This window comes from Providencia sp. UF-224, assembly GCF_058245955.1.
In genome coordinates this window covers 1-11,339 of record NZ_JBSICC010000009.1, presented here as the reverse complement: position 1 = coordinate 11,339, position 11,339 = coordinate 1, and the positions used below count along the sequence as shown (strand labels likewise).

Below are 11,339 nucleotides of genomic sequence, written 5' to 3'. Positions count from 1 at the left end.
ACATGTCACAACCCCCACGTATTACTGCGTCAAAATTCGAAAAGCTTAAAAAACAAGCAAAAGAAATCAAGAAAGAAAAAAATATACCCCATACTGAAGCACTTGAAATTGTTGCTAGGCTTAATTGCTTTGGTAATTGGAAAGCTGTAGTTAAAGCCCGTGATAATGATGCTAGTATCAAAACACCTACACCTAATGTATCTCAGGCTTTTGTTGATGACTCCGATGTCGTTTTAGATGCTAGTGACCAGCAATTACTTCAGCAAGAACGGACTGAAGATATTGATGAAGTAACAAAATTACGAGTCAACAATAATAAAAAAATTCTTGCACAATTAGCTATCGAGTTTTCTATTTTTGAACCAACTAAAACAGGATTAAAAAAAGGGATATTAGATGCAACCCAAGTCGTAAGAACTCACTTTGAAATAACAAATTTTCATCACTATGAGCAACAAGGCCAAGGGGCGAAAGAATATGGTATAAATAAAACAGCCTTTTTACTCACATCTGAAAATCAGATACCAACCACTGTTAGTTTATATCGCCCTAAAACGAAAAAAGGTGATCCAAGGATGTGGTTCCCCGGCCTTCAACATTTCACATTCGCCGGAGCACAAATTGCTATTGTTATTCATAATGACTGTGCCTATCTAATAGATCTAAGTTCAGTAAATCTGACCTTAGAACTGGAATCTACAGCAAGTCAGCTAAGAAAGTTCGTTGATAATTACTTAAGCGAAAATAATGCTATTGCTAATGAATTACTCAACAAGTTAAAAGAATTAGCAAAAACGCCAATAAAAGCGACACATGTTGGTGATACCGCAGTAGGTATGTCTATTGAAGATGCATTAGGTATTCAAGCAAACTCAAGTAAGTTACCAGATTATAAAGGCATTGAACTAAAGTCTGGGCGTAATGCAGAAAAAAATAGAACAACTATTTTCGCTCAAGTTGCTGAATGGGAAATAAGCCCCTATAAGAAAAGTGCTGAGATTCTGGATAGATTTGGTTACTTCAGAGAAGATGATTTTAGGCTCTATTGTACCATTAGTACGCGAAAGCCTAACAGCCAAGGATTAGTATTCAAGGTTGAAGAGGATATCTTACAAGAATGGTGTGCTGAGTATAAAGATGATAAAAATATATTTAAAGAGCACGTAGCAAGTTGGAGTGGCAAACTACTTCGCAAACGGTTAAAAGAAAAACATTCGGAAACATTTTGGATTGAAGCTAAAAGTCAATTCATTGATGGCGTTGAATATTTTCATCTAATTTCTGTTACTCATACAAAAGCTCCCCTCTTGAACCAATTAATGCCTTTGCTTGAAAATGGAACCATAACGATGGACCATTTGATTAAACGTTCAGCCAAAAACGGTAGAGTATCAGTATCGGAAAAAGGGCCATTGTTTAAAATTAATCCAAGAGATCTGGGCTTAATTTTCCCTGAGCCAGTTAAGTACAATTTAACTGTAAATACTGGGATTCAAAAATCTATTATCACTAATAATAAAGAGATAAGTGAACACCTACCAACAACAACATGTCCTATTTGTAATGGTAAGTGTCGATTAGCTAAAGAGGATTGCCCTGTTTGTAACGGTATGGGGTCAATAAAAATAACTGAAGTTAAAAATATCAATCTCGCTAATTATAATGAATTTAAATGTCCCGATTGTAGGGGAAATATTACATTAGAATGCTCTACTTGTGGTAGTTCTGGATTTATTAATAGAGAAAAAGCACTAGAATTAAAATAATTTTTTTAAAATTTAAAACCTAACTTTAATCAAAAAATATTTAAAATTAATAATCGTTGAGATTTCCCTCAACGATTAAACCATTCTATAATGTTTATTATCAAGTTATAAATTACCTAATCGATAAATAATTATAATGAATATAGCTTTGTTAGAGCAATTTTGGTCTTTTTTCTTTCTCAAATCTATCCATTAGATCCAATTTATGTGCTAATTTTTTCAGAGCTACATCTTGATCGAAATTTTCTAATTCTTCTTCTGTAAAATGAGCTTTGTAGCAACGATAAGTACCCTTCAGTTCATTCCATATATCTGTACAGTCTTCCTCTTTGAAATGCTCATCTGCTACTTTACGTTGAGTATCATTAACAACACTAGAATAATAATTAATACAAAACGACTTTCCTTTTCGTGAGTCTAAAAACAGAACTACATCAGAATCAGTGGGCCATCCCTTTAATGCAAATCTGATTGCTGGATAGCCGTGCCAATGAACAATAACTGAGTATAATTCAGCATTAAGCTTCACAGACAAAGCTTTATGCAATTGATCTTTATATGCTTTCAATACTTTATCTTGCATGTTTTGTGCTTGCTTTATTTTAGCTAAATTAGACAAGATAAAATTTATATTTTCATCTGAAACTTCTGGCTTACTCATTATATTTTCCAAGTGTAAAATAAATTCACGAAGCAAAATCACCCATTTATTTAGTGGTTCTGAAATAAAGTAGCACGAGAGCTTATCCTTAATAGAATTAATTAAGGTAGCATAACTTATTCCAATCCATTTTGGATTCTTTTGTGAAACACTCCCTGATGGTGACAAAATAATGAAAATACTTTTTTTGTTATGAGAATCATTTTTTTTTGAAACATGATTTTCATAATCTTTAAATGGGTTATTTTGTTCATGAAAAATTTTATTTTCAATCACCATAATCCACTGCTGATTCTCTAGTAACAAATCTATTCTTTTACCCGTTTTAGTTCTGATTTCACGCTCTGGAGGTGAAATCAGAGAGCAGTCTATTTTTTTATATTCATCAGGTAAAATAGCAACTAATGCTTCAATAACCAATGCACCTAAGCCATGAGATTCATTATCATCGAGAAAAAATGCAAGAATATCAGTTGTCGGATTTTCATAATACCCCCGGCTACCGATGCAAAAGATAGATGTTTCTTTATCTACGACTTGATTATATTGGTTCAATTCATCAAGAAATGATTTTATTTCTTCATAATTATTCACATTCAACCTTCCTTGAAATTAAATTCAGACATAAATTAATCTATCTTTTCCCAAACCCAAACGCCCCCACATGTCTTTCCCTATTCGCATCCAGATAATCAGCCCACCATTGCACCATCAGCCGTCTTTCCTCAATATGCTCTGCCTTATGAATATAAGCAGCCCTCACTGAGTTACGTTCTTGGTGGCTCATCTGCCTTTCTACTGCATCCTTCGACCATAGCCCCGACTCAATTAACGAGCTACACGCCATTGTTCTGAAACCATGACCACACACTTCTGTCTTAGTGTCGTAACCCATCACACGTAATGCATTGTTAACCGTGTTTTCACTCATAGGTTTTCTAGGATTGTGATCGCCGATAAAGATCAGTTCGTGGTTGCCACTGAACTGATAGATCTGTTTTAAGATCTCAATGGCTTGTCGGCTTAAAGGGACTAAATGAGTAGTGCGCATTTTTGATCCGCGATGGGAGTGCTTAACCCCTTCTATCGCTTCGCGTTCAGCGGGGATCGTCCACATGGCATTTTCAAAATCGATTTCATCCCAACGAGCAAAGCGCAGCTCACTGGAACGAATGAAGACTAACAAGGTAAGTTTGACTGCAAGTTTAGTTAAAGGTCTTCCCTTATAATCATCGATGCCTTGTAAGAACTCAGGTAGGCGTTTAAGCTCTAATGCGGCTCTATGGACTCGTTTACCAGTAGCAACTGCGCCAGCCATATCTTGGGCTGGGTTATAGTCGATTAAACCACTTTGTACTGCATAGCGCATGATGGCTGTTACACGCTGTTGTAAACGTGCTGCCACTTCAAGACGTCCAGACATCTCTACGGCTTTAATCGGTTCGAGTAGGTCACGAGTTTTCAGTTCGGTAATATTGCGTTTACCAATAGCAACAAAGATATTGTCCTCAAGGCTTTTGAGGACTCGATGGCTATGACCTTCTGACCACTTCTTATTGGTCGCATGCCAATCACGAGCGACTTTCTCAAAGATATTAAATTCCTTTTGTTGCTCTTCTTTCACTTCTTTGCGTTTCTCACTAGGGTCTACCCCACTGGCGACAAGCTTTCTTGCTTCATCTCGTTTTTCGCGAGCATTCGCTAGGGAGACATCAGGATACACGCCAAATGCTAACATCTTTTCTTTACCGCCAAAGCGATAACGGAAGCGCCAATATTTAGAGCCATTAGGATGAACCAGAAGAAATAGTCCGTTACCATCTGTCAGCTTATATGCTTTATCTTCAGATTTTGCAGAACGAACCTTAGTATCGGAAAGTGCCATTTTAACTATCCTCGCAGCCGAATTGCGGGTACAAAACTTTATCGAATCGGCATATACCCGCAAATGTACCCACATCATTAACTTGATGTCGGTTGAGTTGAGTATACGTTGGTAGAGTTAAAATGCGAGAGGAACCTTGCAAACACTGGATTTTAAATACAAAAAAAGACGTCCGTTGACGTCTCTTGATGTTCTTATGGTGCCGAAGGCCGGACTCGAACCGGCACACCCGAAGGCGGTTGATTTTGAATCAACTGCGTCTACCAATTCCGCCACTCCGGCACTGAAGTGATGTGTTTCTTGGAAAACGCTGCCATTATACTTGCCTTGTGTCCACTGGCAACACTTATTCGTGCTGGAGGTGATTGTTCGATTAAAAATAAAGCATATTGAACAATAATATTGGGATCGAGTAGGAAAGCTTCTTTTGTTTATATATTGATTAATGAGTATGTTAGTTTTTTGCTAATTATTTTTATCGTATCCATGCTTGGGTGGCTAGCGATAGACTATTATTTTTGTTAGTTTAACCGCAATCTAATGCAATGTTGAAAGGCTTTATCATGGGTTTTGTTGGGTGGATAGCGACAGGGGTCGTTATTGGCATCTTAATTGGTGCAATAATGCGAATTTTCGCTAAGAAAAAATAAGATTGGCTGAAAAGCCACTTGCAAACAATCATATCGGCTGGCTCCAAACATGAAGAAATCATTTCTAAAAATCCTGTCTGTATCCGCGTTGTCCCTTGCTTTAATGGCATGTTCAACCAAGACAGAGAAAACACCTAAGTTTTTACAAGGTAATGATGTTGAATCCTCAGATTGGCAGGTTTTTGAGGGAGATAGAAGGACTTACGAGCGCGTCGCTAAGATTGTCGATTTATATGCTAATCGTATTTTTAATGAAAGTGATGCACGAGGTATGGCGATTATCGTGATTGATAATAACCAAACGCTATCTCGTTATTATGGGGAAACCGCGCCAGGTAATGGGAAAAAACCCGGCCCTAATTCATTAATTCGTATCGCATCAGTGACCAAATTAATGACAAGCGAAATACTCATTAAGCTTGAGCAAGACAAAAAACTGCTGATCACTGATCCATTACAACAGTACGCTTATCAAGGTGTTACCGTACCTGATAACGCCAGTGGACAACCTATCCGCCTGTATCATCTTGCTAGCCACACCAGTGGTTTACCCCGTGAACAGCCCGGTGGAAAATGGGGTCGACCTGTGTTTATTTGGCCGACACAAGATAACCGCTGGACATGGCTAAAAACAGGCAAGTTGGATGCGACCCCAGGAACTGAAGCCTCCTATTCCAACCTTGCTTACGATTTACTGGCGGATGCGATGGTAAAAGCGACAGGACAGCCATATCCGCAATTATTTAGCCACTATGTGACCTCACCTGCGAAGATGACGGACACCACTTATACGCCAAGTAATGCACAATGTGCTCGTTTAATGGAAGGCACGAAACCAAGCCCTTGCCATAATACCCTTGCGGCCGCTGGCAGTGGTGGTGTGTATTCAACGCCAGCGGATATGCAAAAATGGATGCAACAATTTTTATCCACTGACACTAATTTGCGTAAAGCGACCGCAGCGCGTGAACAGGGTATTTATTTCCCTCGCGAAAAGCTTTTAGAAATTAAAGGGATGGATGTTGCTGGTCACGCTGACGGGTTAGGTCTAGGTTGGGTTTATATGAAACCGAAAAATGGCATCCCCGGCATTTACCAAAAAACCGGCGGTGGTGGTGGGTTTAATACCTATATGGCGATGATCCCACAGCAAAATATCGGCGTTTTTGTAGTGATGACACGCAAAGATAGCAGTAAATTTAGTAAGTTAACGGTTGGAGTTAATGATTTAGTTGCTTCTCTTTCATCTAACCATGCGTATGGGAAACATTGAAAGGGTACCGTCGACGCTTTACAGGCAATGGCGAGCTATACCCCTACTCTAAAACGTGGATTTACCCGCGTTCTTACATTAATTGCAACAACAGCCTGACCCGTTCAGGCTGTTTTTCCTTTCAGCGCTTTGTGTAATACCTCGCCCAACCTAAACGATATTCTTAAACCCTCTTCGGCTACAAAGACAGGATTTAAGATGAAAGTCGCTTCTTTTTTATTAGCTCACGTACTTCGCCCCAGCCCCACTAAACAAGAAAAAGTCTCCGAATTAGTGCAACAGCTCAGAAAAATCCATAATCACCAAAGTGCTTTTCCTACCCCTAAAAAGCCCGACAATATTGAGATAGACCTAAGCCAGTTAGATTATCCCCCGTTAAAAACAAATAAAATTAAGTTGGAAGACACAAAGGAATATAAGCAACTGGTTAGCGATACACGCCAGCAAGTCTGGAATGAATTTGCAAAAATAGAACGAAAAAATGCCTACACTATTCAGCAATCCTATACTGCCAATGGCGGATTTTTCTCTTATGCGCAGCAATTAGCCAATAGAAGCGGCTCGAACGTTATTGGTGTTAAAGGGGAATATATCAGTGCAACGGAAGGAAATAAGCAGCAATACATCTTATTTCGGCCACAAACTAAATTGCTCGAAATCATCAGCAATTTGGGTAATTATTTTCTGAGTAAGTGGCAATAAACGAAAAAGGCTGTGATACCTGAAGGATCACAGCCTTTTATCAACAATAAAATAATTATTTTCTTTTAACTAACAAGACGATACTGACAATTAAGAACAGTAAACTCGGTAATATAGCAGCAATAATCGGTGGAACTGAATAGACAAGGCTCCAGTTACCAAACCCTTGGTTTAGCACGTAAAATAAGAAGCCGCCAACAATCCCTGATACTACTCGCACTCCCATAGGTACTGTACGTAATGGCCCGAAAATAAAGGAAACTGCCATTAACATCATCACCGCCGCAGATAGCGGAGCTAAGATTTTTTTCCATAAACTCAGCTCATACACCGCCGCCACTTGGCCGCTCTCTTTTAAGTATGAGACGTATTGATACAGCCCACGAATTGATAGCGAGTCCGCATTCAGAGAGACAATCCCCAGTTTTTCGGGGGTCAAGTTGGTTTTCCAATCAACAGTAAGCCGTTGTGAACCTGTGATTTTTTTCTCGCTGCTTAAAATCGATTCATCCACTTGTGATAATACCCACTGCTGATTCGCTGTATCGTATTCACCACTTGAAGCAAACATAACCGATTTTAATTTTTGTTGTTCATCAAAGCGATAGATAGAAACGTCTTGGATAGATGTTGAGTTATTGATACGCTGAATATGAATGAAATCACGACCATCTTTCGCCCACATCCCTTCGTCAGTCACCACTAATGAATTACCAACAATTTTTTCTGCGCGATAATTTCGAGCCCACTGTTCACCCGCAGGCGCGACCCACTCACCGATAAACATCGCCACAATCACCAATGGGATTGCGGTTTTCATCACGGACAGGGCGATTTGCAAACGCGTAAAACCAGAGGCTTGCATCACCACCAGTTCACTCCGCGAAGCCAGTGCACCTAGCCCCATTAAGGCACCTAACAATGCCGCCATCGGAAAGAAAATATCGATATCTTTTGGTACGGTCAGTAAGGTGAAAACGCCTGCACTGAGTGCGGTGTAATCACCATCACCCACTTTGCGAAGCTGCTCGACAAATTTAATGATCCCAGACAGCGAAACCAATAAAAATAGCGTCACCAAAATGGAATTTAGGATGGTTCGCCCGATATATCTATCTAAAACTCCAAACATCAAGCAGCCCCTTTACTCAGTTTAAGACGCATACGGCGCATTGGGACAGTGTTCCACGCGTTGAGGATCACCGCCAAGACCAAGTAGCCTAAATTCACCGCCCACATGGTATAACGCGGGTCAAGATCGCCTTTATCAGCACTATTACGCAACGTACTTTGCAGTAAGAAGAAAATGAGATACAGCAACATTGCAGGCAACATACTGAGCACGCGCCCTTGACGCGGGTTCACTTCACTTAATGGCACGACCATCAAGGCCATAACCACCACAGAGAACACTATCGTTAAACGCCAGTGAAACTCCGCATTCACCTCTGGGGTATTTTCATCCCACAGTTGCAGCATGTTCTTTTGCTCAACACGGTCATTGCGGGTTTCTCCTGATTGGTGGTCTACAATCGCTTGGTAATTCACAAAATCTGTAATACGGAAATCACGCAATAATGCAGTTCCTTCGTAGCGTGTTCCTTCATTAAGAACAACCACTTGGCGACCATCTGGGTCTTCTTTCATGTAGCCGCTATCTGCGACGACGACAGAAGGACGTTGTTCATTCGCTGCGCGTAATTGGGCAAGAAAAACATTTTTGAAATTACTGCCCTTAACATCACCAATATACAGCACATAGTTGCCATCTTTGGTGGTTTTAAACTGCCCTTCTACCATCGCCGCAAGGCCTGGATTTGCTTTCGCATCTGCCAGCACTTGTTCTTGATATTGCGATGACCACGGCAGCATCCATGTAATATTGGCAATCGCGACCATCGCTGTGATTGCGGCAAGGACTAACGCGGCTTTGACTAACACACTTTTGCCCAAACCACAGGCATGCATCACCGTAATTTCGCTTTCAGTGTAAAGTTTACTGTATGTCATCAATAGCCCAAGAAATAGGCTTAAAGGCAAGATAAGCTGCGCCATTTCGGGCACACCTAACCCCAACAAAGGAAGTACTAAGTTTGAGGGAATATTGCCCTGAACAGCTGCGCCCAGAATGTCTATCGACTTCTGGCTAAAAAAGATTAGCATCAATACAAAAAGTATGGCTAACTGACTTTTCAGGGTTTCCCGTACCAAATATCTAATAATGATCACGCTTATTACGCCTGTGAAAACTTGTCTTTTGGGAAGAAAATGGCTAAGTTCGTTAAATGTCTGCCATTTACTAACATATACTCTGGTTTATTGTATGGCTAGAATGATATAAAAGCATTCTCTATACTGATTGAAATATCAGAACATGCTTAATATTCGTGAAACCAGATATACTTGCCATACTTCACGTTGTTTCGCGGTAAACAGCATACAACGTGAGTTATTTCGCGTATAGATGGTTAGTTTAACATAAAGAGTTTATTCTCTATGAGGTAGATCATGCGAAACGCTAATTTTAGCGGGAGCATCGGCCTTTGTCTTTAAGATTCAGGAGAACGCATGGAGTTTAGTGTAAAAAGTGGTAGCCCGGAGAAACAACGCAGCGCATGTATCGTTGTCGGTGTCTTTGAACCACGCCGTCTGTCCCCAATTGCTGAACAGTTGGACAAAATCAGTGACGGTTATATCAGCGCCCTGCTGCGCCGTGGCGAACTTGAAGGTAAAGTAGGTCAATCCCTGCTACTCCATCATGTGCCTAACGTTCTGTCTGAACGCATTCTACTTATCGGTTGCGGTAAAGAACGCGAATTAGACGAGCGTCAATTTAAACAAATTATTCAGAAGACAATCAGTACGCTGAATGAAACAGGCTCAATGGAAGCAGTGTGCTTCCTAACTGAATTACATGTAAAAGGCCGCAATAACTACTGGAAAGTCCGTCAAGCCGTCGAAACAGCAAAAGAATCGCTGTATGTGTTTGATCAACTGAAAAGTAATAAAACAGAACATCGCCGTCCACTGCGTAAATTGGTGTTTAATGTACCAACACGCCGTGAACTGACCAGCGGTGAGCGTGCAATTTCTCACGGTCTGGCTATCGCCTCGGGTGTTAAAGCCGCTAAAGACTTGAGCAATATGCCGCCAAACATCTGTAATGCGGGTTATTTAGCGTCTCAAGCGCGCCAATTAGCAGACCTTTCAGACAGCAAACTGACCACTCGTGTGATCGGTGAAGAGCAAATGAAAGAGCTGGGTATGAATGCCTATCTGGCGGTGGGTCAAGGTTCACAAAATGAATCGCTGATGTCCATCATGGAATATAAAGGCAACCCAGACCCAGATAGCAAACCAATCGTACTGCTAGGTAAAGGATTAACCTTTGACTCAGGTGGTATTTCAATCAAACCTGCCGATGGCATGGATGAAATGAAATACGATATGTGCGGCGCCGCGTCTGTTTACGGTGTGATGCGCTTTATCACTGAGTTACAACTGCCTATCAACGTGATTGGGGTTCTGGCTGGCTGTGAAAACATGCCGGGTGGCCGTGCTTATCGCCCTGGTGATATTCTTACGACCATGTCAGGCCAAACCGTTGAAGTGTTAAATACCGATGCGGAAGGTCGTTTAGTGCTGTGTGATGCATTGACCTACGTTGAGCGTTTCGACCCTGAATTAGTTATCGATATCGCAACCTTAACAGGTGCGTGTGTGATTGCGTTAGGTAGCCACTATACAGGCTTGATGTCGAACCACAATCCGCTAGCCCATGAGCTGTTAAATGCATCTGAGCAAGCGGGTGACCGTGCATGGCGCTTACCGTTAGCGGATGAGTATTTTGACCAAATCACGCCGAACTTTGCGGATTTAGCGAATACCGGTGGTCGTCCTGCTGGGGCTATCACTGCGGGCTGCTTCCTGTCTCGTTTTGCGACCAAATATAACTGGGCGCACCTTGATATCGCAGGAACAGCATGGCGTTCAGGTGCAGCGAAAGGGGCAACAGGTCGCCCTGTTTCTATGTTAGCGCAGTTCTTATTGAACCGTGCTGGCTTAAATGGTGACGAATAATCCCATTTAGTGACTTAGCAGTACCTTGTCCGTAAAAATATCCCGATGAGCAATAGCGATTCGGGATATTGTTTTTTGGGTTTTCGCTACATGCATAAAGCCATTTTGAGGCAGCTATAAAAAAGTATATAATTCAGCGTAGATATAATCTTGCGCTGACCGCTGAATAAAGCGTTGCCAACACCCCTACAAATTTACGTATGGCACTTTTAGCTATACCCTAAATAATTGAATTTGTAGGTAGGCGGCAAGTGCTTGAGGCCTTAGGAGCATACAAAAGTATGTGACTAAGGTGAAAGCGCGAAGCCAACACCCCTACAAA

9 protein-coding genes and 1 tRNA gene are annotated in these 11,339 nt (G+C 41.0%); 4 read left to right on the top strand and 6 right to left on the bottom strand.

The genetic code is table 11. From position 1 onward, the window contains the following. Nucleotides 1-2: 2 nt before the first annotated feature. Nucleotides 3-1,766 (top strand): MvaI/BcnI family restriction endonuclease, encoded by a 1,764-nt coding sequence (locus tag AC4IFO_RS10480; RefSeq protein WP_490734128.1) that lies wholly within the window; start codon nucleotides 3-5, stop codon nucleotides 1,764-1,766. Nucleotides 1,767-1,917: 151 nt separating this feature from the next. Here AC4IFO_RS10480 and AC4IFO_RS10475 read toward each other — a convergent pair whose 3' ends face one another. The 4 genes from AC4IFO_RS10475 to AC4IFO_RS10460 form a co-directional block, all read right to left on the bottom strand. Next, nucleotides 1,918-3,021: a PDDEXK-like family protein gene (locus tag AC4IFO_RS10475; protein WP_490734126.1), complete on the bottom strand. Its 1,104-nt coding sequence runs from the start codon at nucleotides 3,019-3,021 to the stop codon at nucleotides 1,918-1,920. Between the two features lie 40 nt (nucleotides 3,022-3,061). Beyond that, the gene (locus AC4IFO_RS10470; RefSeq protein WP_490734124.1) at nucleotides 3,062-4,312 is read right to left on the bottom strand and encodes a tyrosine-type recombinase/integrase; all 1,251 of its coding nucleotides are present in this window, start codon (nucleotides 4,310-4,312) and stop codon (nucleotides 3,062-3,064) included. A gap of 197 nt (nucleotides 4,313-4,509) precedes the next feature. Continuing rightward, nucleotides 4,510-4,594: transfer RNA gene (locus tag AC4IFO_RS10465), tRNA-Leu, on the bottom strand. A gap of 244 nt (nucleotides 4,595-4,838) precedes the next feature. Next, the gene (locus AC4IFO_RS10460; protein WP_273839056.1) at nucleotides 4,839-4,994 is read right to left on the bottom strand and encodes a hypothetical protein; all 156 of its coding nucleotides are present in this window, start codon (nucleotides 4,992-4,994) and stop codon (nucleotides 4,839-4,841) included. Nucleotides 4,995-5,011: 17 nt separating this feature from the next. Here AC4IFO_RS10460 and ampH point away from each other — a divergent pair, with 17 nt between their 5' ends. Together ampH and AC4IFO_RS10450 are read left to right on the top strand one after the other, a co-directional pair. Beyond that, nucleotides 5,012-6,235 (top strand): D-alanyl-D-alanine-carboxypeptidase/endopeptidase AmpH, encoded by a 1,224-nt coding sequence (ampH, locus tag AC4IFO_RS10455; protein ID WP_490734121.1) that lies wholly within the window; start codon nucleotides 5,012-5,014, stop codon nucleotides 6,233-6,235. A 198-nt stretch (nucleotides 6,236-6,433) separates the two neighbouring features. Next, entirely contained in the window at nucleotides 6,434-6,937 is a 504-nt protein-coding gene (locus AC4IFO_RS10450) for a hypothetical protein (RefSeq protein WP_490734119.1), read from the top strand. Nucleotides 6,938-6,992: 55 nt separating this feature from the next. Here the strand turns inward: AC4IFO_RS10450 and lptG are convergent, their stop codons facing one another. After that, the gene (gene lptG / locus AC4IFO_RS10445) at nucleotides 6,993-8,069 is read right to left on the bottom strand and encodes an LPS export ABC transporter permease LptG (RefSeq protein ID WP_219244846.1); all 1,077 of its coding nucleotides are present in this window, start codon (nucleotides 8,067-8,069) and stop codon (nucleotides 6,993-6,995) included. Further along, a complete protein-coding gene (lptF, locus tag AC4IFO_RS10440) occupies nucleotides 8,069-9,166 on the bottom strand; it encodes an LPS export ABC transporter permease LptF (RefSeq protein ID WP_490734116.1) in 1,098 nt (365 codons plus the stop codon). The genes lptG and lptF overlap by 1 nt, the downstream gene beginning before the upstream one ends. A 339-nt stretch (nucleotides 9,167-9,505) precedes the next feature. Here lptF and pepA point away from each other — a divergent pair, with 339 nt between their 5' ends. Beyond that, nucleotides 9,506-11,017, top strand: coding sequence for a leucyl aminopeptidase (gene pepA / locus AC4IFO_RS10435; RefSeq protein ID WP_219244848.1), 1,512 nt, complete (start codon nucleotides 9,506-9,508; stop codon nucleotides 11,015-11,017). Nucleotides 11,018-11,339: the final 322 nt, after the last annotated feature.

Bases quoted from the DNA above. Each gene is read 5' to 3' on its own strand.
- ampH (WP_490734121.1), top strand. From the start codon at position 5,012: ATGAAGAAATCATTTCTAAAAATCCTGTCTGTATCCGCGTTGTCCCTT.
- AC4IFO_RS10460 (WP_273839056.1), bottom strand. From the start codon at position 4,994: ATGATTGTTTGCAAGTGGCTTTTCAGCCAATCTTATTTTTTCTTAGCG.
- pepA (WP_219244848.1), top strand. From the start codon at position 9,506: ATGGAGTTTAGTGTAAAAAGTGGTAGCCCGGAGAAACAACGCAGCGCA.
- AC4IFO_RS10470 (WP_490734124.1), bottom strand. From the start codon at position 4,312: ATGGCACTTTCCGATACTAAGGTTCGTTCTGCAAAATCTGAAGATAAA.
- lptG (WP_219244846.1), bottom strand. From the start codon at position 8,069: ATGTTTGGAGTTTTAGATAGATATATCGGGCGAACCATCCTAAATTCC.
- AC4IFO_RS10450 (WP_490734119.1), top strand. From the start codon at position 6,434: ATGAAAGTCGCTTCTTTTTTATTAGCTCACGTACTTCGCCCCAGCCCC.
- AC4IFO_RS10480 (WP_490734128.1), top strand. From the start codon at position 3: ATGTCACAACCCCCACGTATTACTGCGTCAAAATTCGAAAAGCTTAAA.